23 protein-coding genes, 1 pseudogene and 1 riboswitch are annotated in these 26550 nt (G+C 65.9%); of the genes and pseudogenes, 14 read left to right on the forward strand and 10 right to left on the reverse strand.

Going from position 1 to position 26550, the window contains the following annotated elements; all coding sequences use genetic code 11:
• Positions 1-68 precede the first annotated feature (68 nt).
• Positions 69-731 (forward strand): class I SAM-dependent methyltransferase, encoded by a 663-nt coding sequence (locus XI02_RS23315; protein WP_016848388.1) that lies wholly within the window; start codon positions 69-71, stop codon positions 729-731.
• Positions 732-754: 23 nt separating this feature from the next.
• Here the strand turns inward: XI02_RS23315 and XI02_RS23320 are convergent, their stop codons facing one another.
• On the reverse strand, positions 755-2386 hold the full coding sequence (locus XI02_RS23320; protein WP_018271822.1) for a CTP synthase: 1632 nt from the start codon (positions 2384-2386) through the stop codon (positions 755-757).
• A gap of 167 nt (positions 2387-2553) precedes the next feature.
• Positions 2554-2943 carry a preprotein translocase subunit SecG gene (secG, locus tag XI02_RS23325; RefSeq protein ID WP_026192805.1) on the reverse strand — a complete coding sequence of 130 codons (390 nt, stop codon included), beginning with the start codon at positions 2941-2943 and terminating at the stop codon, positions 2554-2556.
• A 204-nt stretch (positions 2944-3147) separates the two neighbouring features.
• Between secG and XI02_RS23330 the strand changes: the two genes are divergently transcribed.
• Together XI02_RS23330 and XI02_RS23335 are read left to right on the forward strand one after the other, a co-directional pair.
• Positions 3148-3714: an XRE family transcriptional regulator gene (locus XI02_RS23330; RefSeq protein WP_016841384.1), complete on the forward strand. Its 567-nt coding sequence runs from the start codon at positions 3148-3150 to the stop codon at positions 3712-3714.
• A 3-nt stretch (positions 3715-3717) separates the two neighbouring features.
• The gene (locus tag XI02_RS23335) at positions 3718-4248 is read left to right on the forward strand and encodes an N-acetyltransferase (RefSeq protein WP_016841385.1); all 531 of its coding nucleotides are present in this window, start codon (positions 3718-3720) and stop codon (positions 4246-4248) included.
• Between the two features lie 216 nt (positions 4249-4464).
• On the opposite strand, the gene tpiA is transcribed toward XI02_RS23335, so the two are convergent.
• Positions 4465-5217, reverse strand: a complete 753-nt coding sequence (gene tpiA / locus XI02_RS23340; RefSeq protein WP_016841386.1) for a triose-phosphate isomerase — start codon at positions 5215-5217, stop codon at positions 4465-4467.
• Between the two features lie 241 nt (positions 5218-5458).
• Between tpiA and XI02_RS23345 the strand changes: the two genes are divergently transcribed.
• The 5 genes from XI02_RS23345 to XI02_RS23365 all read left to right on the forward strand — a co-directional run bounded on the left by XI02_RS23345 (position 5459) and on the right by XI02_RS23365 (position 12755).
• Positions 5459-7360 (forward strand): peptidylprolyl isomerase, encoded by a 1902-nt coding sequence (locus XI02_RS23345; RefSeq protein ID WP_026192806.1) that lies wholly within the window; start codon positions 5459-5461, stop codon positions 7358-7360.
• Positions 7361-7430: 70 nt separating this feature from the next.
• Positions 7431-8444: an anthranilate phosphoribosyltransferase gene (gene trpD, locus XI02_RS23350; protein ID WP_016841388.1), complete on the forward strand. Its 1014-nt coding sequence runs from the start codon at positions 7431-7433 to the stop codon at positions 8442-8444.
• A gap of 65 nt (positions 8445-8509) precedes the next feature.
• Complete coding sequence (gene trpC, locus XI02_RS23355) at positions 8510-9331, forward strand: indole-3-glycerol phosphate synthase TrpC (RefSeq protein WP_018271824.1); 822 nt, start codon at positions 8510-8512, stop codon at positions 9329-9331.
• Positions 9332-9335: 4 nt separating this feature from the next.
• On the forward strand, positions 9336-9863 hold the full coding sequence (gene moaC, locus XI02_RS23360) for a cyclic pyranopterin monophosphate synthase MoaC (protein ID WP_016841390.1): 528 nt from the start codon (positions 9336-9338) through the stop codon (positions 9861-9863).
• 159 nt (positions 9864-10022) lie between these two features.
• Entirely contained in the window at positions 10023-12755 is a 2733-nt protein-coding gene (locus XI02_RS23365) for an EAL domain-containing protein (RefSeq protein WP_018271825.1), read from the forward strand.
• Positions 12756-13061: 306 nt separating this feature from the next.
• Here XI02_RS23365 and XI02_RS23370 read toward each other — a convergent pair whose 3' ends face one another.
• Complete coding sequence (locus XI02_RS23370) at positions 13062-14420, reverse strand: S41 family peptidase (protein ID WP_018271826.1); 1359 nt, start codon at positions 14418-14420, stop codon at positions 13062-13064.
• Positions 14421-14573: 153 nt separating this feature from the next.
• Positions 14574-15767 (reverse strand): NADH:flavin oxidoreductase/NADH oxidase, encoded by a 1194-nt coding sequence (locus XI02_RS23375; RefSeq protein ID WP_050999533.1) that lies wholly within the window; start codon positions 15765-15767, stop codon positions 14574-14576.
• A gap of 475 nt (positions 15768-16242) precedes the next feature.
• Between XI02_RS23375 and XI02_RS45465 the strand changes: the two are divergent.
• Positions 16243-16428, forward strand: a pseudogene (locus tag XI02_RS45465) (hypothetical protein); the annotation flags it as partial.
• Positions 16429-16465: 37 nt separating this feature from the next.
• Here XI02_RS45465 and XI02_RS23385 read toward each other — a convergent pair.
• The 4 genes from XI02_RS23385 to XI02_RS23400 form a co-directional block, all read right to left on the reverse strand.
• Entirely contained in the window at positions 16466-16615 is a 150-nt protein-coding gene (locus tag XI02_RS23385) for a hypothetical protein (RefSeq protein WP_018271828.1), read from the reverse strand.
• A gap of 418 nt (positions 16616-17033) precedes the next feature.
• Entirely contained in the window at positions 17034-18050 is a 1017-nt protein-coding gene (locus XI02_RS23390; RefSeq protein ID WP_240537230.1) for an ABC transporter substrate-binding protein, read from the reverse strand.
• Between the two features lie 260 nt (positions 18051-18310).
• On the reverse strand, positions 18311-19222 hold the full coding sequence (locus XI02_RS23395) for an amino acid ABC transporter substrate-binding protein (protein ID WP_026192807.1): 912 nt from the start codon (positions 19220-19222) through the stop codon (positions 18311-18313).
• 137 nt (positions 19223-19359) lie between these two features.
• Positions 19360-20295 carry a DUF3280 domain-containing protein gene (locus tag XI02_RS23400; RefSeq protein ID WP_026192808.1) on the reverse strand — a complete coding sequence of 312 codons (936 nt, stop codon included), beginning with the start codon at positions 20293-20295 and terminating at the stop codon, positions 19360-19362.
• 227 nt (positions 20296-20522) lie between these two features.
• Here XI02_RS23400 and XI02_RS23405 point away from each other — a divergent pair, with 227 nt between their 5' ends.
• From XI02_RS23405 to XI02_RS23420, 4 genes are all read left to right on the forward strand, one after another.
• Positions 20523-21944, forward strand: coding sequence for a sensor histidine kinase (locus XI02_RS23405; RefSeq protein WP_016843806.1), 1422 nt, complete (start codon positions 20523-20525; stop codon positions 21942-21944).
• Positions 21941-22603 carry a response regulator transcription factor gene (locus XI02_RS23410; RefSeq protein ID WP_016843805.1) on the forward strand — a complete coding sequence of 221 codons (663 nt, stop codon included), beginning with the start codon at positions 21941-21943 and terminating at the stop codon, positions 22601-22603. The genes XI02_RS23405 and XI02_RS23410 overlap by 4 nt, the downstream gene beginning before the upstream one ends.
• Before the next feature lie 86 nt (positions 22604-22689).
• Positions 22690-22775, forward strand: a riboswitch (ZMP/ZTP riboswitch).
• A 35-nt stretch (positions 22776-22810) separates the two neighbouring features.
• A complete protein-coding gene (gene glyA, locus XI02_RS23415; protein ID WP_016843804.1) occupies positions 22811-24082 on the forward strand; it encodes a serine hydroxymethyltransferase in 1272 nt (423 codons plus the stop codon).
• 108 nt (positions 24083-24190) lie between these two features.
• Complete coding sequence (locus XI02_RS23420) at positions 24191-24346, forward strand: hypothetical protein (protein ID WP_016843803.1); 156 nt, start codon at positions 24191-24193, stop codon at positions 24344-24346.
• A 228-nt stretch (positions 24347-24574) separates the two neighbouring features.
• Here XI02_RS23420 and XI02_RS23425 read toward each other — a convergent pair whose 3' ends face one another.
• Entirely contained in the window at positions 24575-25516 is a 942-nt protein-coding gene (locus XI02_RS23425; RefSeq protein ID WP_018271587.1) for an IS110 family transposase, read from the reverse strand.
• Between the two features lie 381 nt (positions 25517-25897).
• On the opposite strand from XI02_RS23425, the gene XI02_RS23430 reads away from it, so the two are divergent.
• Positions 25898-26548, forward strand: coding sequence for an HAD family phosphatase (locus XI02_RS23430; RefSeq protein ID WP_018271831.1), 651 nt, complete (start codon positions 25898-25900; stop codon positions 26546-26548).
• The last annotated feature ends 2 nt before the right edge of the window (positions 26549-26550 follow it).

A 26550-nucleotide genomic window follows, 5' to 3' on the forward strand; every position in this document is an offset into this window, starting at 1 on the left:
CTCCCGCAAACAGGGCGTCACGCTTCGCATCTGAGTCGAAGCGCCGCGACACTTTGTTGGGAATCCCAATGTCACATGATCTGCTGTCTTTCTTCACGGCGTGGATAGCGGCCCCCGGCCGCGTCGGCGCCATTGCGCCGTCGGGCGCAGCACTCGCCGAACTCATCACGCGCGACATCAGCGCCGACACCGGCCCGGTGCTCGAGCTCGGTCCGGGCACCGGCGCATTCACCTATCAGCTGTTGAAGCGCGGCGTGCGCCAGCAGGATCTCACGCTGATCGAGTACGGCTCGGATTTCATGCGGCTGCTGCAGCTGCGCTTTCCCGGCGCGCGCGTGCTGTGGATGGACGCGGCGCGCCTCGCCTCGGAGCGGCTCTACGATGGCGCGCCGGTCGGCGCCGTCGTCAGCGGACTGCCGCTGCTCAACATGTCGCCGCGCAAGGTCATCTCGATCGTCGGCGGCGCGTTCAGCTATCTGCGTCCCGGCGGCGCGTTCTATCAATTCACCTACGGCATGCGCTGCCCGGTGCCGCGGCCGATCCTCGACCGGCTCGGCCTGCGCGCCACGCTGGTCGACCGCGCCATCCTCAACGTGCCGCCGGCCGCGGTCTACCGGCTGACGCGACGCCCGCAATACAAGCTGATGACGCGCGACGGCACGCCAGCGGCTGGTGCAAACGTTTCACCGATCAAGAAAGAACGCCGGGCCAGCGAGGACTGCGCCGTGTAACGGCGCAGCTGGCGGCCGCTCGGTTAGACCAGCCGGCTCTGCTTCGCTGCGGCCTCGATGAACGAGGCAAACAGCGGATGCGGCTCGAACGGCCGCGACTTCAGCTCGGGATGGAACTGGACCCCGATGAACCAGGGATGGTCCTCGTACTCCACGATCTCCGGCAGCACGCCGTCGGGCGACATGCCGGAGAAGCGCAGGCCGTGCTGCTCGAGGCGGTCCTTGTAGGCGGTGTTGACCTCGTAGCGATGGCGGTGCCGCTCGGAGATCTCGGTCGCGCCGCCATAGACCTGCGAGACGCGGCTGCCGCGGTTGAGCGCCGCCGGATAGGCCCCGAGCCGCATCGTGCCGCCGAGATCGCCGCTCTGCGAGCGCTTCTCGAGCTCGTTGCCGCGCAGCCATTCCGTCATCAGGCCGACCAGCGGCTCCTTGGTCGGGCCGAACTCGGTCGAGTTGGCGTCCTCGATGCCGACCAGATTGCGCGCCGCCTCGATCACCGCCATCTGCATGCCGAAGCAGATGCCGAAATACGGCACGTCACGCTCGCGCGCGAACTGCGCCGCGCGGATCTTGCCCTCGGCGCCGCGCTGGCCGAAGCCGCCGGGCACCAGTATGCCGTTGACGTGCTCGAGGAACGGCGCCGGGTCCTCGTTCTCGAACACCTCGCTCTCGATCCAGTCGAGATTGACCTTCACCTTGTTGGCGATGCCGCCGTGCGACAGCGCCTCGATCAGCGATTTGTAGGCGTCCTTCATGCCGGTGTATTTGCCGACGATGGCGATCGTCACCGCACCTTCCGGATTGCGGACGCGCTCGTTGATGACGTGCCAGCTCTGCAGCGCCGGCGGAATCTTCGCGGTGATGCCGAACGCGGCCAGCACCTCGTCGTCGAGGCCGGCGGCGTGATAGGCCTCCGGCACGGCGTAGATGTTGTCGACGTCGCGCGCCTCGATCACGGCGCTCTCGCGCACGTTGCAGAACAGGCCGAGCTTGCGCCGCTCCTCCTTCGGGATCTCGCGGTCGGTGCGGCACAGCAGGATGTCCGGCTGGATGCCGATCGAGCGCAGCTCCTTCACCGAGTGCTGCGTCGGCTTTGTCTTGAGTTCGCCGGCACTTGGAATGTACGGCAGAAGCGTCAGGTGAATGTAGACCGCGTGATCGCGCGGCAGCTCGTTCTTGAGCTGGCGGATCGCCTCGAAGAACGGCAGGCCCTCGATGTCGCCGACGGTGCCGCCGATCTCGACCAGCACGAAATCGTACTCGTCGTTGCCGTCGAGCACGAATTCCTTGATCGCGTTGGTGACGTGCGGGACCACCTGGATGGTGGCGCCGAGATAGTCGCCGCGGCGCTCCTTGGAGATGATGTCCTGGTAGATCCGACCGGTCGTGATGTTGTCGGCCTTGGTGGCCGGACGACCGGTGAAGCGCTCGTAATGGCCGAGATCGAGATCGGTCTCGGCGCCGTCGTCGGTCACGAACACTTCGCCGTGCTGATACGGCGACATCGTTCCGGGATCGAGGTTTAGATAGGGATCGAGCTTGCGAAGGCGGACTTTGTAGCCCCTGGCCTGCAGCAGAGCGCCGAGCGCCGCTGAAGCCAGACCCTTGCCGAGCGAGGAGACCACGCCGCCGGTGATGAATATGTACCGCGCCATGGGACTTTACCTTTAATCCGACTCCGCCGATTCGCAAAACGAATCGGCTGTTCCCGGCAAACAATTCGCCGGGCTGTGGGTTGCATCAAACTGGAAGCGATTTCAGAGCATTGATGGGGGTTTCTGATGCAGGATGCCAGCGGGGCATCCTGCATGGCCACCCTGCTTTATTGCGACCGTGGCGCCTGCGGACCGCTCGGGGCCTGCTGCCCCTGCTGCTCGTCGGCCTTCTTCAGCGAATCGAGGATGCCGCCCGAGGTCGGCGCGTTCATCGGCGTGCCGCCGGCCGGCTGGGTCTGCGCCGGTGCGCCGGTGCCGATGATCGAGCTCGGCTTGCGGTCATAGCCTGCGTACCAGGACAGGAACAGGCTGGTGATGAAGAAGCCCACCGCGAGGATCGCCGTGGTCCGCGTCAGCAGATTGGCGGTGCCGCGGCTCGACATGAAGCCGGCGCCGCCACCCATGCCAAGGCCGCCGCCTTCGGATTTCTGCAACAGCACGGCGCCGATCATGACGGCGACAATCATGAGGTGGACAATGATAACGACAGTCTGCATCGCAAGCCTTCCGTCACAAGCCGCCAAGCGGCCAGACAAACGGCGCTATCGGCTTTACGGTTTTCGTGAAGTCGCGCCCTGTTACACGATTGCACCGGGCATTGTCACCCCCGAGATAGTCGCACTGTCGATGATCACAAGCAGCGCCGATCACGGACCGGCCAGGCCTTGCCCGGAACCGGCGGTTTCTATTATAATAGATATATGGATACTTTGGTAGACGATCTGAGCCAACGCCTGGCGCAGCGGATCCGGCTCGAACGCGATGGCCGGGGCTGGTCACTGGCCGACCTCGCCGAGCGCGCCGGCGTCTCCAAGGCCACGATCAGCAAGATCGAGCGCGCCGAGGTCAGCCCCACCGCGGTCGTGCTGGTACGCCTCGCCTCGGCTTTCGATCTCACCCTGGCCGGCCTGATGTTGCGCGCCGAAGGCCAGGGCGAACGGCTGTCGCGCGCCGCCGCGCAAACGGTCTGGCGCGATCCGGAAACCGGCTATCTGCGCCGCCAGGTGTTCAGCCGTCCCGACCATCCGGTCGAGCTGGTGCGGGTCGAGCTGCCGCCGAAGCAGACCGTGACCCTGCCCGCCTCCTCCTACGCGCATATCCGCCAACTGGTCTGGGTGCTCAGCGGCAGCGTCGTCATCACCGAAGGCGGCGCACGCCACGTGCTCGCCGCCGGCGATTGCCTCGGATTCGGACCGCCGGCAGAGACGACCTTCGCCAACGAGACCAACGCCTCCTGCACCTATGTGGTCGCCCTGGCCCGGAGCTGATGCATGTCGCATTTTGCCATCAAGCCGCTCATCGACGGACCCGAGATCCGCGGTGCGCTTGGCGAGCTCCTGATCGAGACCGTCGCGAACGGCGGCTCGGTCAGCTTCATGCATCCGCTGTCGCCGGAGGACGCCGACGCATTCTGGCAGGACTCGCTTGCTGCCGCCGCGCGCGGCGAACGAGTAGTGCTCGGTGCGTTCGACGGCACTGATCTGATCGCCACCGTGACGCTGCTGCTGAAGCTGCCACCGAACCAGCCGCACCGCGCCGAGATCGCCAAGATGATGACGCACCTCAGCCACCGCCATCGCGGCGTCGCCACCGCATTGCTGCGCGCCGCCGAAGCGCTCGCCGTCGAGCACGGACGCACGCTGCTGGTGCTCGACACCGCCGTCGACGACGGCGCCGCACCGCTCTATGAAAAGCAAGGCTTTCAGCTCACCGGCGTCATCCCGGACTACGCGCTGAAGCCGCATGGCGGCCTCACCGGGACGATGATCTATTGGAAGCGGATCGGCGCCGCTGCGGCCTGAATCCGTAGCCAAACAGAGATACCGATGGCAGCTGTCTGCGCAACACTGCCAATCCCGTCACCCCCGCGCAAAGGCGAAGCCTTTGTCGCTGGAGGAGCCGCGTAGCGGCGTCTCGAAGGATGAACGGCCACCAGCCGGGCCGTCGATCCTTCGAGGCGGCCGCGTTGCGGCCTCCTCAGGATGACGGTGTGAGAGCTCGTTGTGAAATGGGCGGCCCTAACACCCCGCCGCGATGGCCAGGAAGTCCGACGCCTTCAGGCTGGCGCCGCCGACCAGCGCGCCGTTGACATTGGCGACCGCCATCAGCTCGGCCGCGTTCGACGGCTTGACCGAGCCGCCGTACAGGATCCTGATCCTGTTTCCCTCGCCCTTGAAGCGATCGGTGAGCTGACCTCGGATAAACCTGTGAACTTCCTCGACATCCTTGGCCGTCGGGGTCAGGCCGGTGCCGATCGCCCAGACCGGCTCATAGGCCACCACCAGGTTGGCCGCGGTCGAGCCATCGGGCAGCGAGCCCGCAAGCTGGGTGCCGCAGACATCGAGCGTCTTGCCGGCGTCGCGCTGCTCGCGCGTCTCGCCGATGCAGACGATCGCGGTCAGGTGGGCGCGCCAGGCGGCCTCCGCCTTCTGCCGAATCAAGGCGTCGGTCTCGCCGTGGTCGGCGCGCCGCTCGGAATGGCCGACGATGATCGCGACCGCGCCGAGATCCTTGAACATCTCCGCCGAGAGATCGCCGGTGTGGGCACCCGATGCCTTCGGATGGCAATCCTGGGCGCCGACCGCGACCTTCGAGCCGCGCGCCTTGTCGGCAAAGGCCCCGACCAGCGTCGCCGGCGGACAGACCAGGAGATCGGCCTTTCCGGCGACATCGCCGGCGCCCGCCAGCATCGCGTCGAACTCGACAAAAGAGGATTTCAGGCCGTTCATTTTCCAGTTGCCGGCGATCAGCGGCCGGATGGCGTCGGTCATGTCGGATGTCCCATCGTTCAAGCGTGTCCCTGCGCTACCAGAGCCGGGCGGCGACTTCCAGAGCGCGGCTTCGCGCACACCGTGCGACGCTTCCGCCCGCGCGGCCAAGGTTGCGGGGGCGCTTCGGCCACTTTATGATGGGTTTTCAACCCGGTGACGCCCTGCTGCGGGACAAAAGCCTCGACTTTCGGCTCCCCATTGGGCACGACCCGGTTCCCCTCCTGTAAAACAAGTTGGACCCATGCTTCGAGGAATGCGGAAAGCCTCATCAAACTGGCTCGGCAAGACGATTATGGCCGTGGTGATGGGCGTTTTGATCGTCAGTTTCGGAATTTGGGGCATTGCCGACATTTTCAAGGGGTTTGGCCAGTCGACCTTCGCCAAGGTGGGCGGGACCGAGATTTCGGCCGAGCAGTTCCGCCAGATCTATACCGACCGCCTGCAGCAGCTTGGCCGCCAGTTCGGCCGTCCGCTGACGCCGGACCAGGCGCGCGCCTTCGGCATCGACCGCCAGGTGCTGCAGCAGACGCTTGCGGAAGCCGCGCTGGACGAGGAAGCGCGCCGCATGGGCCTCAACGTGTCCGACGCCGAGGTGCTGCGCGCGATCTACAACGATCCGAACTTCAAGGGCCTCAACAACCAGTTCGACCCGCAGCGTTTCCAGGCCGTGATCCGCAACTATGGCTATACCGAGGGCCGCTACATCGCCGAGCAGCGCCGCGTTGGCCTCAGGCGGCAGATCGCCGGCACCATCTCGTCCGGGATCGAGCCGCCGAAATCGCTGGTCGAGGCGCTGACCCGGTTCCAGAACGAGCAGCGTTCGATCGACTACATCACGCTCGGCGCTGCGCAGGCCGGCACCATCGATCCGCCCTCGCCCGAGGCGCTCGCCGCCTATTTCGAGGACCACAAGGCCCAGTTCCGCGCGCCCGAATACCGCAAGATCTCCTTCGTCGCCATCACGCCCGAGGAGATCGGCAAGTGGGAAACGGTGTCGGACGAGGACGCCAGGAAGATCTTCGAGGAGCGCAAGGACCGGCTCAGCACGCCGGAGAAGCGCGAGGTCTCGCAGATCGTGTTTCCGGACGCCGGCGAGGCGCAGGCCGCGCGCGGCCGGATCGCGTCGGGCACGTCGTTCGACGACATCGCCAAGGAGCGCAATCTCAATCTGGCCGACGTCAATCTCGGTCTGGTCGCAAAGTCGGCGATCCTCGATCCGGCCGTCGCCGATGCCGCCTTCTCCCTGCCCGCCGGCGACGTCAGCCAGCCGGTGCAGGGCCGCTTCGGCGTCGCGCTGGTCAAGGTCGGCAAGGTCGAGCCCGGCGCGACCCCGAGCTATGAAAGCCTCGCCCAGCAGGTGAAGAACGAGATCGCCTCCGAGCGCGCCCGCACCAAGGTCGCCGAGCTGCGCGACAAGATGGAAGACGAGCGCGGCGGCGGCGCCAGCGTCGTCGAAGCCGCACAGAAGCTGAAGCTGACCCCCATCACCATCGACGCGGTCGATCGCTCCGGGCGGCTGCCGAACGGCCAGGTCGCGACCAACATCCCGCGCGGTCTCGACGTGGTGTCGCAGGCCTTCAACAGCGACGTCGGCGTCGACAACGACCCGATCCAGTTCAACGGCGGCTATGTCTGGTACGACGTGCTCGGCATCACGCCGTCGCGCGAGCGCAGCCTCGACGAGGTTCGCGACCAGGTCGAGGCCAAATGGCGCGAAGACCAGGCCTCCACCAAGCTGCGCGCCAAGGCGACCGAGATCGTCCAGAAGCTCGACAGCGGCGCCAAGCTCGCCGACGAAGCCGCCGCTGTCGGCGTCAAGGTCGAAACCGCGGCGAATTTCAACCGCGAGGCCTCGCTGCCTGCCGTCCCGGCCGGCGTGATTGCAGCCGCATTCCGGGCCGCCAAGGACGGCGACGGACAGACCTCGGTCGCCGGCGGCAGCCAGTGGGTGGTCTTCCGCGTCACCAACGTGACGGTGCCGCCGGTGGACTTCGCGTCAGACGCGGCCAAGCAGCTCACCGAGGCGCTGCGGCGGTCGCTCAGCGACGAGCAGGTCGCGCAATATGTCACGAAGATCGAGTCCGATATCGGTGTGACCATCAACCAGGCAGCCTTCGCACAGGTGACAGGCGCAAATAATTGAGCATGATCGGGACAGCCCGACGACGCGCTGCGCGGCGATCAAGCTCCAACAACAGACCCTGAGCCAGCGAATGGACGACCTGAAATCGATCATCGGAAAAGTCGCCACCGGCGCCACGCTGACGCGTGAAGAGGCGGCGTCCGCCTTCGACAGCATGATGTCCGGCGAAGCCACGCCCTCGCAGATGGGCGGGCTATTGATGGCGCTGCGGGTGCGCGGCGAGACCGTCGAGGAGATCACTGGCGCCGTCACCGCGATGCGCGGCAAGATGCTGCCGGTCACGGCGCCGGCGGAGGCCGTCGACATCGTCGGCACCGGCGGCGACGGCTCCGGCTCGGTCAACGTCTCGACCTGCGCGGCATTCATCGTGGCCGGCGCCGGCGTGCCCGTGGCGAAGCACGGCAACCGCGCATTGTCGTCGCGCTCGGGCGCCGCCGACGTGCTGGCCTCGCTCGGCGTCAAGCTCGATTTGACGCCCGAACAAGTCGGGCGCTGCGTCAAGGAAGCCGGCATCGGCTTCATGTTCGCGCCCGCGCATCATCCGGCGATGAAGAATGTCGGTCCGACCCGGGTCGAGCTCGCCACCCGCACCATCTTCAACCTGCTCGGGCCGCTGTCGAACCCGGCCGGCGTCAAGCGGCAGATGGTCGGCGTATTCTCGCGGCAATGGGTGCAGCCGCTGGCGCAGGTGCTGAAGAACCTCGGCTCCGACAGGGTCTGGGTCGTGCATGGCTCCGATGGCCTCGACGAGATCACCCTCACCGGCCCGACCTTCGTTGCGACGCTCGAGAACGGCGAGATCAGGACATCGGAGGTGACGCCCGAGGACGCCGGCCTTGGCCGCGTCGGCGGCGAGGCGCTGAAGGGCGGTGACGCCGATGCCAATGCGATCGCACTCTCCAGCGTGCTGCAGGGCAAGCCGAGCGCCTATCGCGACGTCGCCCTGCTCAACGCCGCCGCCGCGCTGATCGTGGCCGGCCGCGCCAAGGACCTCAAGGAAGGCGTCGCGATCGGCACGCAGTCGCTCGACAGCGGCGCTGCCGCGGCGCGGCTGAAGCATCTGGTCGCGGTTTCGAACGGTTGAGCATGATCCGAAAAAGTGGGAACCGGTTTTTCGAATCAGATCATGCGCAAGCAAGGCGTTAAGCGATGTCCGACATCCTGACCAAGATCGAGGCCTACAAGCGCGAGGAGATCGCCGCCGCGAAGCGCGCCCATCCGCTCGCCGAGGTCGAGGCGCAGGCCAGATCAGCCTCGGCCCCGCGCGGCTTCGTCCGCGCCCTCAAGGACAAGCATGCGCGCGGCGACTACGCGCTGATCGCGGAAGTGAAGAAGGCCTCGCCTTCGAAAGGCTTGATCCGGGCCGATTTCGATCCGCCCGTGCTCGCCAAAGCCTATGAGGCCGGCGGCGCGGCCTGCCTGTCGGTGCTGACCGATGCGCCCTCGTTCCAGGGCCATCTCGACTTCATGGTCGCGGCCCGCGCGGCGACCAGCCTGCCGGTGCTGCGCAAAGATTTCATGTTCGACACCTACCAGGTGGCGGAAGCGCGCGCCCATGGCGCCGACTGCATCCTGATCATCATGGCCGCGCTCGACGACGCGGCGGCCCGGGAGATCGAGGACGCCGCGCTCGGCTACGGCATGGACGTGCTGGTCGAGATCCATGATCGCGCCGAGCTTGACCGTGCCTTGAAACTTCGCTCGCCGATGATCGGCGTCAACAACCGCAATCTGCGCACCTTCGAGACCACGCTGGCGACCAGCGAGGCGCTGGCGCCGCTGATCCCACGCGACCGCCTGATGGTCGGCGAGAGCGGCATCTTCACGCCTGACGATCTCGCCCGGCTCGAACGGGTCGGGATGTCGACCTTCCTGGTCGGTGAAAGTCTGATGCGGCAGCAGGACGTCACCGCGGCGACCCGCGCCTTGCTGACGCGGCAGGCCGCCCCGCGCGCCACCGCAACGCGCTGACGCAATGGCGCGGAACAGCAAGGGCAAGACCAAAGCCGAGCCGTCCGGCTCGGGCACCGCCCTCACCCACATCGACGCCAAGGGCGACGCGCGCATGGTCGACGTCTCGGCCAAGCCCGCCACCGAACGGACCGCCGTTGCCGAAGGCCGCGTCCTGATGAGCAAGGCAACGCTGGCGCTGATCGAAACCGGCCAGGCCAAGAAGGGCGACGTGCTGGCGACGGCGCGGATCGCCGGCATCATGGCGGCGAAGCGGACCTCGGAATTGATCCCGCTCTGCCATCCACTGGCGCTGACCAAGGTCACGATCGACATCACACCCGACCGCAAGCTGCCCGGCTGCATCGTCCGCGCCAGCGTCAAAGTGACGGGGCCGACCGGCGTCGAAATGGAGGCGCTGACCGCGGTCTCGGTCGCATGCCTGACGATCTACGACATGGTCAAGGCGGTCGATCGCGGCATCCGCATCGAGGGCATCCACCTCGTCGAGAAGATCGGTGGCAAGTCCGGGCACTACCGCGCCGGCGCGTGATTGCGACCGATGCGCAAGCGACGGCCTGCCGCGAATCCCGCAAGATTTCGTTAACCAATCTCGCTAACCCGCGCTCCATTTCGATTGGATACGACTTTCGCGGGCCGGGGGTGCACGAAACCTACTTCCGGGTGAAGCACCTGGAAGCGATTGCGGCACATGAATCCAAACGGCAGCGCCTCGTTCAACATCACCTCGGTGATCGGCAGCGGTCCGATCCGCTGGCTGATCCTCGGCGGCGCCGTGCTGATGGCCGCGATCGCGATCGGCGCCACGCTGATGGCGGAGAATTTCCGCGATCGCGCCCTGCACAACAGCGAGCGTGAGCTCGAGAACACCGTGCTGCTGCTGGCGCGGCATTTCGACCAGCAGCTCGACGATCTCGAAGTCGTCCAGCGCGACCTGATCGCGTTCATGCGCGACAATGCAATCGCGACGCCGGAGAATTACAGGCGCCGGATGTCGGCCGCCGACATCCATGCGATGCTCAAATCCAAGATGGACGCGCTGTCCAATGTCGGCAGCCTCAACGTGTTCGACGCCGACGGCGTTCTGATCAACAGCTCGGGCGCCTGGCCGCTGCCGCAGGCCAGCATTGCCGACCGCCCCTACTTCCAGATCTTCAAGTCGAGCCCCTATTCGCCCGACATGCAGGTCGCGCCGGTGGTCAGCCGCATCACCGGAAACTGGACCACCGTTATCGTCCGCAAGGTGACCGGTCCGCACGGCGAATTCCTCGGCGTGGTCGGCCGCGGCATCGAGCCGGCGGCCTTCGAGAAGTTCTTCTCCACCGTGGCGCTCGGCGACGGCGCCGCGATCTCGATGCATCACCGCGACGGCACGCTGCTGGCGCGCTATCCCCATGTCGAGGAGCTGATCGGGAGGAATTTCCGCAACGGTCCGGTCAATCAGCAGCAGGTGTTCGAGCTGCCGCAAAGCACGACGCGGCTCGCCAGCCCGGTCGACGGCAAGGACCGCCTGGTGTCGTCGCGGGCGCTGACCAAATTCCCGATCGTCGTCGTCGCGACGAGCACCACGGAGGCGGCGCTCGCCAACTGGCGCGAGCAGATCGGCATCCTGATCGCGGTGACCAGCATCTCGGTGCTGGCGATCGCGATCCTGCTGACGCTGGTGGTGCGCAAGCTGGTGCAGCAACATCGCGCCCAGCAGCAGCGCCTGACGCTGGAGAAGCTGCGGCTCGACACTGCCGTCAACAACATGACGCAGGGGCTGTTGCTGTTCGATGCCGCGCAGCGCCTGGTGATCTGCAACAGGCGCTATATCGAGATGTACGGGTTGTCGGCCGACATCATCAAGCCCGGCTGCAGCTTCCGCGACGTCATCGTGCATCGTCACCGGACCGGCTCGTTCCAGGGCGACGTCGAGCGCTACGTCAATCTCGTGCTGCGCGACGTCGGCATCCGCAACACCATGGTGATCACGACGCCCGACGGGCGCTCGATCCAGGTCGTCAACGAGCCGCTGGCCGACGGCGGCTGGCTTGCGACCCACGAGGACGTCACCGAGCGCCGCCGCGCCGAGGAGCGCATCACGCATCTTGCCCACTACGATGCGCTCACCGACCTGCCGAACCGCGCGCTGTTCCACGAGGAGATCAGGCGCGAGCTGCCGCATGTCGCGCCCGACAGCCAGCTTGCGGTGCTCTATATCGACATCGACGAATTCAAGGGCGTCAACGACTCGCTCGGCCACATGGTCGGCGACGAGCTTCTCAAGTCCGTGGCGCGGACGCTGAGCGGCGTGATCGGCGAAGGCGATTTCGTCGCCCGCCTCGGCGGCGACGAGTTCGCGATCGTGCAGACCGGGGTGAAGAGCGAGGCCGAGGTCACCGACCTCGTCGCGCGCATCTACGAGGTGATCCGCGCGCCCTATCAATGCCTCGGCCACCAGGTCACGACCGACGCCAGCATCGGCATCGCGCTGGCGCCGAAGGACGGCACCGATCTCGACCAGATCATGAAGAACGCCGATCTTGCGATGTATGCGGCGAAGTCGGCCGGCCGGCGCGTCTTCCGCTTGTTCGAGCCGGCGATGGATGCCGACGCCCGCGCCCGCCGCGAGCTCGAGATGGAGCTGCGGCAGACGATCGCCGCCGGCAGCGGGCTCGAAGTGCATTACCAGCCCTGCGTCGACCTGCGCAGCAACGAGATCACGGGCTGCGAGGCGCTGGTGCGCTGGCGTCATCCACAGCGCGGCATGATCTCGCCGGCCGAATTCGTGCCGATTGCGGAAGAGACCGGCCTGATCAACCAGCTCGGCGAATGGGTGCTGATGACGGCCTGCAAGGAAGCCGTGAACTGGCCCGACCAGGTCAGGCTGGCCGTCAACGTCTCGCCGGTGCAGTTCCGCAGCGGCACGCTGGCGCTCAAGGTGATCGCGGCGCTTGCATCGTCGGGGCTGTCAGCGAGCCGGCTCGAGCTCGAGATCACCGAGGCGGTGCTGATCCGCGACGACGAGACGGCGCTGGCCGCGCTGCACCAGCTGCGCGCCATCGGCATCAGGATCGCGCTCGACGATTTCGGCACCGGCTATTCGTCGCTGAGCTACCTGAAGCGATTCCCGTTCGACAAGATCAAGATCGACCGCTGCTTCGTCACCGACATCGCCGATCCGCAAGGCTCGGCCGGCATCGTCGAGGCCGTCGTCAACATCGCCGCCGAGCGCAGCATGACGACGACGGCGGAAGGCGTCGAGACCGCGCAGCAGCAGCAATTGCTGCGCGAGCTCGGCTGCTCGGAAATGCAGGGCTATCTGTTCAGCCCGCCAAAGCCCGCCGCCCAGATCCGCGAGCTGCTGGCCGGGCACCGCCGCGGCCCCGCTGCGGGCGCGAGCACCATGCGCCGGCGCAAACCCGTCGCCGGCGCGGCATAAGGCTGCTCGGAAGTCGAGAACCCGAGGGGCGTCTGCACGATTTCGGAATATTGGAAGAATACCCTGAAATTGCCCGACATGTCAAATTGCCCGGTCGAGCGCCAGCCACCACCGGCTCCTTTGCATGGGGTTGTTTTCGATATTTTGGCAGCGCGCCCCGGCGACGGTAGCCGCGTAGCCCGGATGGAGCGCAGCGCAATCCGGGGACCTTGCAACGCGCAAAGCGCTCCCGGATTTCGCGGAGCCTGTCATCGGGCGCGCGTTCGCGCGACCCGTTGGCTCCATCCGGGCTACATGTGTCAGGTCCTAGTTCGGTACCGGCCGCTTCTGCGCGGCCTTGGTGTCGGCGTTCTTGGCGTCGGCGTTGACGGTGACGCCGCGCAGCTGGTTGAACGCCGCGGCCAGCGCCTTGTCGTTCTTCTCGTCCGGCGGGACGTAGGATTGCGAGCCGGTCTGCTCGGCGCCCTCGGCGGAAAGATGGCCGCGCATCGAGGCCTCGCCCTTGATCTCCGAGCGGGTCTTGAACTCGTCGGGCACGTCCTGCAGCACCTCGATGTCGGGCTTGATGCCGAGTGCCTGGATCGAATGGCCCGACGGCGTGAAATAGCGCGCCGTGGTCAGCGCCAGCGCGCCATTGCCGGTGCCGAGCGGAATGATGGTCTGCACCGAGCCCTTGCCGAACGAGCGGGTGCCGATCAGCGTCGCGCGCTTATGGTCGTGCAGCGCGCCGGCGACGATCTCGGAGGCCGAGGCCGAGCCGCCGTTGATCAAGACGACGAGCGGCTTGCCCTTGGTCATGTCGCCGCCATGCGCGGTGAAGCGCTGGGTTTCCTCGGGATTGCGGCCGCGGGTCGAGACCACCTCGCCGCGCTGCATCAGGGTCGCGGTCACCGAGACCGCCTGGTCGAGCAGGCCGCCGGGATTGTTGCGGAGGTCGACGACGTAGCCGGCGAGCTTGTCCTGCGGGACCTGCTTCTGGACATCGCCGATCGCCTTGCGCAGACCTTCGGTGGTCTGCTCGTTGAACGAGGTGATCCTGATATAGCCGATGTCGCCGCCCTCGACGTGATACTTCACCGGACGGACGCGGATGATCTCGCGCGTAATCGAGACCTCGATCGGCTTGTCGGCGTCCTTGCGGACGATCTTCAACCGGATCGAGCTGTTGGGCGCGCCCTTCATCTTGTTGACGGCCTGATCGAGCGTCATGCCCTGGATCTGGTCGTCGTCGATCGAGGTGATCACGTCGCCCGACATGATGCCGGCGCGCGAGGCCGGCGTGTCGTCGATCGGCGCCACCACCTTGACGAAGCCGTCCTCCATCGTGACCTCGATGCCGAGCCCGCCGAACTCGCCATGCGTGGTCTCCTGCATCTCCGCCCAGCCCTTCTCGTTCATGTAGCGGGAGTGCGGATCGAGCGAGGAGATCATGCCGTTGATCGCGCCCTCGACGAGCTTGGAGTCCTCGGGCTTCTCGACGTAGTCGGTCTTGACCTTCTCGAACACCTCGCCGAACAGATTGAGCTGCGAATAGGTGTTGCTGCTGTCGGAATGCGCGGCGGCGTTGGCGACGGCGAACAGATGCGCGCCCTGCGGCGAGGCCACCAGCAGGGTGAGACACGCGCCCGCGACCGTCCCGAGCAAGAAGCCAACATGTTTGCGCATTATCCGTGATCCCTTCGCTAACGGCCGGCAACGTTTCGCAACATTCGGCCCCACCCCGACGCGGGGCACCACACAACGGCTTTTTGGTCGGATCAAGGCCGCGCTGTCACCGGACCATTACGGTCCTGTCACGGTGCCCGGATCGGCCTCTTGTCAGCCCCCTGTCAGCCTTTCGTCGGCCTTTGGCCCAGTCTCCCGCAACCCGTTCTGCCAGGTCGACGGCTGGGTGCCGAATCCGCGCTTGGCCCGCGTGCCCAGCCAATAGCCGAACTGCGGAGGAACATTGCGGAACGGCCCCTCGACGCCGAGCTTGAGCGCGGCGTCCATCGGCCAGTTCGGGTTATTGAGGATTTCCCGGCCGACCGCGATCAAATCTGCTTGTTTATCACGCAGGATTTGCTCGGCCTGGTCCCCGTGGATGATCAGGCCGACCGCCATGGTCATGATATCGGCATGGGCGCGGACATATTCCGCGAGCGGCACCTGATAGTTGTATTTGATCTCCTTGCCCAGGATCGGCGCCATCTCGCTGATTCCGCCCGATGAGCAGTCGATCACGTCGACGCCCTCGGCTTTCAGGATCCTGGCGAGCCGCGCGCTCTGCTCCGAGCCCCAGCCGGCATTGTCCTCGACCGACAGCCGCACGAACAGCGGCTTGTGATCCGGCCAGTGCACCCGCACCGCCTCGGTGACCTCGATCAGGAAGCGCATCCGGTTGGCTTCCGAGCCGCCATATTCATCGTTGCGCTGGTTGGAGCGCCCGGAGAGGAATTCGTGCACGAGATAGCCATGGGCGCCGTGCAGTTCCAGCACCTCGAACCCTGCCTGATGGGCGCGCCGTGCCGCCTGCCCCCAGGCCTCGACGAGGTCCTTCACCTCATGCGTGTCCAGCGCGCGCGGCACCGGCCAGCGCTCGCTATGGGCGATCGCGCTCGGCGCCACCGGCGTCCAGGCATCCCAATCCTCGATCTCGGCGGTGCGTTCGAGCGGACGGTCGCCCTCCCAAGGCCGGCTCGCACGCGCCTTGCGGCCGGAATGGCCGAGCTGGATGCCGGCGACCGCGCTCTGCTGCTTGATGAAGCCGACGAGGCGGCTGAGCGGCGCGATGAACTTGTCGTCCCAGATGCCGAGATCGCCGATCGTGCCGCAGCCGCGCCGCTCGACCTTGGTCGATTCGACGATCACGAGACCGGCGCCGCCGGCGGCGAACTTGCCGGCATTCATCAGGTGCCAGTCGGTCGGAAAGCCCTTCTCGGCGGAATACTGGTGCATCGGCGGCACCACGATGCGGTTCTTCAGCGTGACGCCGCGGATGGTCATTGGCGAAAACAGCAGCTTGTCGGACATCGCTTCCTCATTATGCGTCGTTACCCGGCGTGCGGGACCGATCTTGTGTTTGGCGCGGACGATATACGCAGCGCGCGACGCCCGATAGAGGCGCGCCGGCGGCCGCAATTGGCCGCTCGAACGGATCGCGCCACGGCGGTGCCGTAGCGGGCCGCGGCAGGTTCGCCATGCCTGTTCCCTTGCGGCGATTTTTCACGCGCATAGGAAATGATGATCGCGATGCGTGTTGTCCCCGCAACCCAGAGGAGGGACACTCATGAGGACCCGCACAATCGCACTGCTCATCGCCGGTGCCATGGCAACCGGCCCGATCCTGGCGCAACACGCGGTTGCCCAGAACCTGCAAAACGAGGCCGACAAGGGCGCCAAGACCCGCAACTCCGGTGAATCCGGTTACGTCGGCGATCAGGACAGGCCCGGCGCGGCCGCAACGCCTCCGGGACGCCCCGATACGGCCGCCGGTTCCCCAGATGCCACGACGTCTCCAAGCGCCCAGAGTTCCGGAACCGGCATCGCCGGCGCGCCGGGCAACAAGAGCGGGCCGCCCGCCAAGCAAGGCACGGTCGGTTCGAACTCGCAGAACCTGCACGTCCAGGAACAGGATCCGTCGAACATCAAGGGACAGCCCGGCAACAAGAGCGGCCCACCCGCAAAGCGCTAGGCAGCGCGCCATGCTGATCAGGCGGCGGTAACCGATCCTATTGAGCGGCCTTGCGGCTCGCGGAGAGGTCGGTCGGGCAATTTGCTCCGCATTCAATCGACTTCTTCTGGTCGGCAACGCGCCATACCAGCAACGCGACCAGGACTATGATGGTGACGGTGAGCTTGGCCAATGCGTCGTGGTTCAATGTCGGCTCCGCAGAATAATCGGCATAACGAAAAAGATCAGCTGCAAGCGGAAATGTGACCCCGGCACCCTCTCGGGCCGAAGGCCGAATGCTGGGGCGTCCACCGGGCCCGCATTCGATTCGGGCCTGATGACGTCATGATGGTACGGTCCCGGCGCGGTCTGCAAGCTTCTCAGTCTGCATGGCAGCATGGCGCCGCCGGCCGCAGCCGGTTGGAACATTGTCATCAGCGTGCGGTTCAGAAACTGTCCTCTGATTCATTGCCCCAGAGGCACACACCACCTCCTGCGGCCCCAGCCGTCACGCTGGGGCCGTAAATCATAGGAGGTGCCCGCGGACTGCTGTTGGTCTCCCAGGACCACAATCGCGCCGGCGCGCCCGCAAATGACGTACGTAGCCTATACAGGCCAGATCGCGGTCAGAGCTTCGCGAGCCTCGCTGCGCCCGCCGCGATCGCCTCGTTGAAGCTGGTGTCCCAGAATTTTCCAACCTCCGCGCGCGCGTCGAGCACGCCGAGCTTGAGGAAGGTGTCGGCGACCTTCTGGTGCGTCTCCGGCACGTCAGGCGTCACCCCGGCGAGCGCGAAGTCGTCGCTGCGACGGGCGAACTGGTCGAGGATGTCCTGCAACGGCAGATGCGTCTCCGCCACCTGCGCGGCCGCATACACCGGAAAATTCTTGTTGGCGAACGCATAAGCGCGCTGGATCCGCAGCAGCAGATCGCTCACGGCCGCGTGACGCAGCGGATCGTCGACGGCCTTCGGATTGGCGTAGATCGGGAAATTCCCCGAGAGATAGCCGGCGCCGGTCTTGAGCAGCCGCGCGCCCTGCTTGGCGATCGCGAGCTGCCCGTTATAACCGTAGATCGCCCAGGCATCGAGCTTGCCGGAGGCGAAGGCCGAATAGCCGTCGGACGGCGTCAGATTGATGGCCTCGATATCGCCAAACGCAAGGCCGGCTTCCTCGAGTTGCTTGGCGAGGAAATAATGCGCCGTGGTCGCGCGCACATAGCCGACGCGCTTTCCCTTGAGATCGGCGATCGAATGGATCGGCGCGTCTTTCGCCGCCACCGTGACCTGGATGTTGAGATCCTCATGGGTGACGGCGACGAAGCGCACCTTGGCATTCTGGCGCGCCGCGAACATCGCCGGAATCTCGCTGCCCGAACCGATGTCGAGCGCGTCCCCGTTCAAGGCCTCGATGTGGAGCACACCGTTGTTGAGCTCCTTCCACTCGATCCTGTACGGCGTCTTGTCCTCGCCCGCGGCCTGCAACAGCTGGCGCCAGCCGCCCTTGTAGTAGGCAACGCGCAATGTAACGCCGCCGAGATCGGTGCCGCCCCCCGCTCCGGTTTCCGCGCGCGCACCGCCGGTGATCAGACTTCCGGCAAGCACGCCGAGCGCAGAACGTCGCGAAAGCGAAAATGGCGTAGTCACCGGCTTGAGCTCCTGAACAACAGTCACAACTGCTGCGAGCTTAAGAGAAAACCGCCCGATGTATATGAGACGCTATTTCGTTTTTCGCCATGCGCGCGAAAAGCCGTTCCATGGATTGATGGCTGGACGCGGCGATCTGTTTTCCGCCACCCTGTCGGCCAATTGTAGCTCGGATCAGCGAGCGCGACATCCGGGGTCCCGCCATCGATTCAAGCTGGACCTTACCCGCATGTCGCTTTGCTCATGCGGGCTACTTTCTGCTACTTCGCAACCTCGTATACATCGGGATCGAAGCTCGAGCTCGGATTGGCGAAAGCGTGGCGCAGCGCCGGCGACATCGGCACGTTGTAATTGATACCTTTCGGCGGGGTCGGCGCTTCCAGCCATTTCCTGTACATGACCTCGATCTCGGGGCTCTTGTAGAGTTCCGCCGTGGCGCGGTCGGCGAGCGCCTTGAACGGGGTGTCCTCCCTGCGCAGCATGATGCCGAACGGCTCTGCCTTCGAGAACGCCTCCTCGCTGATCATGTAGAACGAAGGCTGCTTCGACCGCGCGATCGCAACGGCAAGCTGGACGTCGTCGAGCGCGTAGGCCTCGGCGCGATCGGTCTCCAGCATCAGGAACGCCTCGGCCTGGTCCTTGGCCGGGAGAACGTTGATGCCGAGCTTGCGTTCGGTGTTGACCTTGATGAGCTGCGTGAGGTTCACCGAGCCCGCAACGGCGGTGACCGACTTGCCCTTGAGATCGTCGATCGTGTTGATCCCAGCGGATTTCTTGGCGGCAAAGCGTGTCGCGCTGAGGAAGTGCGTGTTGGTGAAGGTCACCTGCTTCTGGCGGTCCGCGCTGTTGGTGGTCGCCGAGCAATGCAGATCGATCGTGCCGTTGACCATCAGCGGAATGCGGTTCGACGAGGTCACCGGGAGGTAGTCGACGGCGATGTCAGATACGCCGAGCTCCTTCTTCACGGCATCAACGATCTTCAGGCAGATGTCGAGCGCAAAGCCGATCGGCCGCTGATTGTCGTCGAGATAGCTGAAGGGAACGGAAGCCTCCTGAAAGCCGAGCGTGACCTTCTTCGCCTCCTTGATCTTCTGCAGCGTGCCCGACAGCTCTTCGGCCGTCGCGGGGCTTGCGGCGAGCGTGAGAGCGAAGAGGATGGCGGGCAAACGCATCGGCGGCTCCTGTGCGGTGATCAGACGGCGGTGATAGCGCACGCATGAGCCCGGAGCCAGATGACGCTGTGTCTAGCAGCTATCGCACTTTGCTATGGTCCGCCTGCCAAAGTTGCGGCCGTGGCTGCGGCGCATCACTAGCGCTGCGCCGCCCCCTCGAGCAGGCGGTCGCCGACTAGGCGGACCGCGCCACGGGTCCAGGAATAATCGGCTCCCATCCGCAGGCCGCTGTCGCCGCGCGAGACGACCGCGCCGCTGCGGGCGTCGCGCAGCTGGAAGCCGATCGTGTATTCGGTCCGGCTGACCCGCCTGATCACGCCGATCAGCGATTGATCGGCGCCGAGCTGTTGCGCAATCGCGGCTTCGCAGCCGTCGCAGTCACGCAGCGCACGCGCCTTGACGGGCTCCGCGGTCGCGCCGCCGGTATCGACCAGGCGGTAGCGGCCCGACTGCGCAAGCCGGTCACGCACGCCCTTGGTGACATCGGCGAGGTAGGCTGCATCGGCGTCGGCAAGGCCGGACGACGGCGCCGCGGACGTGTCCTCGAGCTCGAATGCGAACACCGCAAGCCCGATCGGCGCCGCAGCGGCGGTCTGCCCCGGCGGCAGCACGGCCGCGAGGACGCCGCGCACCTCGCGCGACACGAACATCCGCGCATGGTCCCATGCCTCATCAGTGTCGCCGCGAAACGTGTAGAGCTTCTCGTAGAGCACCTGGTTCGCTTCGACATCGATGACCGCCACCTTGGCCCACTGCACCAGCGTACTCATCTTCTGCACGCCGCCGACCACCTTGATCCGGGCCTCGCCTGCGGGCGCCGCCGATGACACCAGGCGATAGCGCGGCTCCGCGGCGACGTCGGCGCGCAGCGCGCGCATGAACGCATCGAGCCGCCTCTGATGCGCGGCGGTCTGGTCGATCACCTCGCCTGACGTATCAACATAGCCGAAATCGTGGATGCTGACGCCAAGCGGGGATGCCGTCGCCCTGCCGGCTTCGGCGCGCAGCGGACAAGATCCGGCCAGCAGGCCGATCAAGGCAACAGAGAGCAGAACGAGACGGGACTGACGCATGATTGGGGCCTTTCAGCTGCTGGCGCGGGCGGGTCGGTCGCATCCTGGGCCAACTGGCCTCCGCGCCGCAGCGGAGTGCCTCCCGCCCGGTGCCGGGAAAATTTCACGACGATGGTCCGCGCCGACAGCGGCGCTTCTCGGCGCCTCCGTTCTGCCGTTTAATGTGCGCGACGGCCCTGCCCGCGACCGCGCACTGAGGCTCGTCTGCGATCTCTGAGGATACGCCAATGTGGATTTGGTCCGGAAGCGATCTGAAACTGCGGCTGACGTTGCGCGTGGCGATCGTCTCGACGCTCTGCTTTGCCGTCATCTCCGGCTATTTCCTGGTCGAGGCCGACCGCTCGGTGCGCGGGCGGATCGCGGCCGTTGCCGATGTCGCCGCCAAGACGCTGGAGCTGCAGCAGAGCAAGATCCAATGGTTGAACAATGCGCGTTCCGACTTTCCCGATCTCGACAGCGTTGCCGCTACGGTCATGACGCCGGGACTGTGCATCGCCTTTCGCAGCAATAGCGGCGAGATCAGCCAACGCTTCTGCGGCGGCGCGCAAGCCGATCAGGCCGCGCCGCCGCTGGCCTTCGCGGCGCTCTATCGCCGCCTGTTCGATCCCGGCCGCGAGACTGTACGGCAGGTGGTTTCGCGCGGCAACGCCGTCGGCGAGGCTGTGGCCTGGATCGATCCGGCGGTGCCGACCGCCGAGGCCTGGCACGATGCCGGCCGGCTGATGGCGGTGTTCATGATCGCGCTGCCGCTGCTCTGCGCCCTGGTCTATGCGGCGCTGGCGCGCGCGCTGCGTCCGACGCGGCAGATCCGCGACGGGCTCGAACGGATCGCCGCAGGCGACCTCGCCGCGCGCCTGCCGCCGTTCGATCTCGCCGAACTGTCGGCGATCGGCGACGTCTTCAACCAGCTCGCCGAGCGCCTCGCTGCCGCGCTCTCCGACCGCAACGCGCTGACGCAGAAACTGATCCTGGTGCAGGACGAGGAACGCCGGCACCTCGCGCGCGAGCTGCATGACGAATTCGGGCAGTCGCTGGCCGCCATCCGTGCGCTCGCCGCCTCGGCGCGCCAGACCGCGGCCGCGGATTGCCCGCCTTTGCTCGCCGAATGCGACGGCATCGCGCGGACCGCGACCGGCATGATGGAGACGCTGCGCGGCGCCCTCTTCCGGCTCCGCCCGCCCGATGTCGACGAACTCGGACTTGCGGCCAGCCTCGAAGGCCTGGTCGCTAGCTGGAACGGCCGCAGCCGGGGACAGCCGCGGTTCGAGATCACCATATCGGGATCGTTCGAGCGCCTTGCCGCCTCCGTCGGCGCCAACCTCTACCGCATCGTGCAGGAGGCGCTCACCAACGCCGCCAAGCATGCCGGCGCCACGCGCGTGATGCTGCGGCTTGAGATGCGCGAGGCGGCGCCCGGCGGCGGGGACAGCGCGATCGTGCTCGCGATCGACGATGACGGCCAGCCCGGCGATCTACAAGGCGATCCCCAGCTCAAGTCCGGCCTCGGCCTGCTCGGCATGCGCGAACGGGTCGCCGCGCTGGGCGGGCGGCTCAGCTTCGAGACCGGACAGCCCAGCGGCTCATCGCTCCGCGTCATCGTTCCCGTCGCGGCCAGCCGAGAGGCCGCACCGGTGGAGCGCGCGGCATGAGCCATGCGGCGCGAACCATCATGCTGGTTGACGACCACGCCGTCGTTCGGGAGGGCTACCGGGCGATGCTGCAGAAGCAGCCGGACCTCTGCGTCGTCGCCGAAGCCTCCGACGGCGTCGAGGCCTACCGCCTCTACAAGGAGACCGGGCCCGACCTCGTCATCATGGACCTGTCGATGCCCGGCATCGGCGGCATCGAGGCCATCCGCCGCCTCCGGCAGTGGGACAGGCGCGCAAAAATCCTGGTGTTCACCATGCACCAGAACGCGGCCTTTGCCGTGCAGGCGATCCGCGCCGGCGCGAGCGGCTATGTCACCAAGACCAGCCCGCCGGAGACGCTGGTGCACGCCGTGATGGATGCGCTGTCGGGCAAGATCGCGATCAGCCCGGATATCGACCACGAGCTCGCGCTCAGCCACCTTGCCGGCGAGAGGAAGGCTGCCGACCTCCTGACCGCGCGGGAATTCGAGGTGCTGCGGATGCTGCTCGCGGAGAACACCACCGAGGAGATCGCCGAGGCGCTGCACCTCAGCCCCAAGACGGTCGCGAACCTGCATTCCCTGATCAAGGACAAGCTCGGCGTCGGCACCGATATCGAGTTGGTCCGCCTCGCGCTGCGGCAAGGCATCCTGACGCAGCTCGATCTCGGCGAACGCTGAGCCCGCGGCGGCGGCAGCGACCAACTCTTGCGAGCGCGCCGGGGATTGGATAACCTTCTGCTCGCGATGAGCTCCGCAGGCTCATTCGCCCCTCGCGCGACTGGCGAGCTTACGTGGAATTGACCACGGTGAAGCGCGAAGGGTTCTAGCGCCGTTCGCCTGGGCACCCGTTCAGCTGATGATCCAGCGTCTTAGGGAGCCCGGACCATGCCGTCATTCCGCAATGAACTCCACCTCAACGATTCGGAAGTTGCCCTTGCGCTCGAGGGCGAAGAGCGCCGCCAGCAAGACGGCGTCGAGCTGATTCCGTCGGAAAATTACACCTATCCCGAGGTTCTCGAGCTGCTCGGGTCGGTGTTCACCAACAAGTATTCCGAGGGCTATCCGGGGCGCCGCTATTACGGCGGCCAGGAATTTACCGACCAGATAGAGAACCTTGCCCGACAGCGAGCTTGCGCGCTGTTCCGCGCCGAACATGCCAACGTTCAGCCTCTGTCCGGGTCGCCAATGAACCAGGCCGTGTATCTCGGCCTGCTGCAGCCCGGCGATACGATATTGGCGATGGACCTGTCACACGGCGGCCATCTCACCCATGGCGCGCCCGTGTCGCACATGGGGCGGCTCTTCAACTTCGCCCGCTACAAGACGCAGCCGTCAAACGGCGGCGCCATCGATTTCGATGGGCTCCGCGCCATGGCCCGGCACGTCCGTCCGAAGCTGGTGCTGTGCGGCTACAGCTCCTATCCGCGCGATCTGGATTATGCGTCCTTCAAGAGTATCGCCGATGAGGTGGGTGCACTGACCATGGCCGACGTCAGCCATTACGGCGGCCTGATCGCCGGCAACGCCTTGCGCAATCCGCTCGATGCGGGCTTCGACGTGATGACGACGACATCGCACAAGACGCTTCGCGGACCGCGCGGCGGCATCGTTCTTTGTCGCCGGGAGTTCGCCGGCAAGATCGACGCGTCGGTGTTCCCGGGATTGCAGGGAGGTCCGCACATGAACGTTGTGGCCGGAACCGCGGTCACGCTGAAGAAGGCATCGACATCCGATTTTCAGGCCTATGCAGGGCTGGTCATCCGTAACGCGAAGGTCCTGGCCGAAGCGTTGATGGAACGCGGCATGACCTTGATCACCGGCGGAACCGACAATCACATGATGGTCGTGGATACGGTGGCCAGCGTCGGCCTGGACGGCGGCGCGGCCGAGAACATCCTCGACGCCGTCGGGATCACCGCAAACAAGCAGATCATTCCCGACGATCCGCGTCCGCCGCTCAAGCCGAGCGGCATTCGCCTCGGGACGCCGGCGGCGACCACGCGCGGCATGGGCGAGCCCGAAATGCGCCTCATCGCCGAGCTCATTGCGGGATCCCTCCGGTCGAAGGGAGATGCAGCGGTCGTCAAGCGACTGAGGTCGAACAGCGTCGAGATGTGCCGCGCTTTCCCCGTTCCGGGGATCGCACCGCCCTCATAGGCGGCCAAGCCGCGTTCCTGTTCCGCGTTCGTCGCGTCGCTCGTCCGGGTGTGCAGTCTGCATGGGCACGTCATGAAGGTTCCCCGGGAACGACCGGAACGGAAATTGATGCTGTTCGTTGGACCGCATGATCTCGAAGACGGAGCGTCGAACACCGTGACCCGGAAAACCTTGCAAGCACGCTCGGAGCAGGCGCTCGTCGTCATCATTCTCAGCACCGGTGCGCTGATCGGTTACCTCGGCCTGGCACTGTCCAGGCTGTGAGAGCTACGCCCGGCGGGCACCAAGCCGCCGGGAGGCGTCAACAAGCCGCTTGGTGTGCCGAAAACGCGCGCGCGCGTGCCACTGAGTTGCCCGACGCGGCAAGCCAAGCACCGCAGCAAAAATATAGGGTGAAAAGAGCAAGGCTCGGACATATCATGTCGCGAGAATGCGAATGTTTGACGCACAAGCGACAACACCCGCCGTCGTCCCGGCGAAGGCCGGCAACTGTTATGTTGGTTTGGTCTGCAGGTACGGCTTTCGGTCTCGCATCATGGCATTGAGGACCGTGAGCAGCTTCCTGGCGACGGCGATGAGGGCGAGTTTGGCTGGTTTTCCGGCCTGTCGCAGTCGTGCATAGAAGGCCTTGAACGGATCAGCTCTGCGAACTGCGTTGAGGGCCGCCATATAAAGGGCGTCACGAACGCGCTTTCGGCCGCCCGCAATCTTGCGCTTGCCGCGGAAGGTGCCGCTGTCGACGTTGAAGGGAGCAAGGCCAGCGAGCGCTGCGAGTTGTTTCGGTCCGACCCGCCCGAGTTCCGGCATCTGCGCGATGAGCTGCATGCAGGCCACGGGACCCACGCCGGGCAGCGAACGCATTAACTTCGCATCGTCCGCGATCTGCGCTTCGGCTTTAATCAATGCGCTGATGTCGGCCTCGATCTCGGCGATCTCGCTGTCGAGGACCTCGATGAGGCGGCCGATGCGTTCGGCCATGGCGCGATCGTCGGCCTCGCTGCGCCGGTTCTTCTCCTGGGCGCGCATGAGGACCAGCTGATCCCGCCGTTTTGCAAGCCTCGCCAAGGCGCCCCGTGCAGGATCGGCGACCTGCTCGGGGGCGGGCTGCATGGCCCGCGCAAAGGCCGCCAGCATCCGCGCATCGATCGGATCGGTCTTGGCGAGTAGGCCGCTGGCCCGTGCAAAGTCGCGGGCACGGGCCGGGTTGATCCGTGCGAACTGGATCCCGGCCTGACGCAGCGCCTCGCGAAGCGCGAGGTCATAGATACCCGTCGCCTCGAAGACCACCAGCGCATCGCATTGCCAACGCGCCACCTGCTGTGTGATGGCCTGTGTCGCGTTGGCAATGCGCCTCGGCACGCCGTCAGCCTCATCAAAGATATCGAGGTGTTTCTTGGAGATGTCGATTCCGACGTAACGAAGAGCTATGATCACGGTGCCTGTCCCTGTGATGCGAGGTCTGTTGGTGCAGCCTCGTGCAACTGTTCAGGTTGATAGATGGAACGGGCGGGAGACCGAGCCGGCTCACGGCGTCAAGCGCCAAGGACCCAACGGCTTCCCGCCCACCCTCATCCTGACACACTTCCAAGACACAGGGACCCATTACCCCAAATCTCAATTGTTGCGCGACGCCGGGGCCACGATCCCGTTCCTGATCAAATCCGGTGGTGATGGGTCCCGGCCTTCGCCGGGACGACGGTGGTGTGCGCGGGAACAGTCTCGCGATGAATGCAACGCCACGTACAATCCACACACCCGTCACTGAAATCGAGGACATTGCCGCCTGCCCGCAATTCTCGTACACGGTTTCACGCAATGACCTCGCGACTCTCTCCCAACTCCGTCGACGTGCTGCTGTTCGATATCGGCCGCGTCGTGCTCGACATCGACTTTGACAAGGTGATGGCGCACTGGGCGCAGCACGCCGGCTGTGCGCCCGCCGAGCTCGCCACGCGATTTGTCGTCGACGACAGTTTCAAGCATCACGAGATCGGCCGGATCGACGACGCGGCGTTCTTCGAAAGCCTGCGCCGGACTCTCGGCATCGACATCACGGACGCCCAGTTCCTCGAGGGCTGGAATGCGATCTTCACCGGCGAGATGCCGGGCATCGCCCCGCTGCTCGCGGCGGCCGCCGAGCGGATGCCGCTCTACGCCTTCTCCAACACCAATCCGGCCCATGTCGCGCACTTCTCGGTCACCCATGCCGAGCTGCTCAGCCATTTCCGCAACGTCTTCCTGTCCTCGAGCATCGGCTTCCGCAAACCCGACGCCGAGGCCTATGATCATGTGGTAAAAGCCATCGGCGTCCCGGCGTCGCGGATCCTGTTCTTCGACGACCTGGCCGCCAATATCGAAGGTGCACGGGCGCGCGGCCTTCATGCTATCCACGTGACATCGACGGATGACGTGGCAAGGGCTTTGACCGCACTTGGTATTTGGACATTAGGAATTGAGGAGCTCTGAGC

Source organism: Bradyrhizobium sp. CCBAU 21365 (genome assembly GCF_015291305.1).
Lineage (GTDB): Bacteria > Pseudomonadota > Alphaproteobacteria > Rhizobiales > Xanthobacteraceae > Bradyrhizobium > Bradyrhizobium elkanii.